Origin of the sequence: Bacillus cereus (assembly GCF_002567495.1) — a bacterium.
Taxonomy (GTDB): domain Bacteria; phylum Bacillota; class Bacilli; order Bacillales; family Bacillaceae_G; genus Bacillus_A; species Bacillus_A cereus_AQ.
Window position 1 is genome coordinate 1 of sequence record NZ_NVAP01000127.1, and the last position, 202, is coordinate 202.

Genomic DNA, 202 nt, shown 5'->3' on the forward strand with positions numbered 1-202 from the left:
ATTCAAAATGATTATCGAGCTTTGCCTACGCAATGTAGCCAGTCAATCATGAAAGGTTTGTTCCAAAATTGGAAATCTTTTTTTGCTAGTTTAAAAGATTATAAAAAGAATCCAAACAAATATGCTGGAACGCCTAGGATTCCAAAGTATATTCGTTCTTCTGAAAAAGAGATTCTGTATACGGAAAACAAACTAATGAAGG

At 32.7% G+C, this 202-nt stretch carries 1 pseudogene; it reads left to right on the top strand.

The annotated features are described in order from the left end of the window. Window positions 1-202 (top strand): annotated as a pseudogene (locus COK05_RS30775) (RNA-guided endonuclease InsQ/TnpB family protein); the annotation flags it as partial.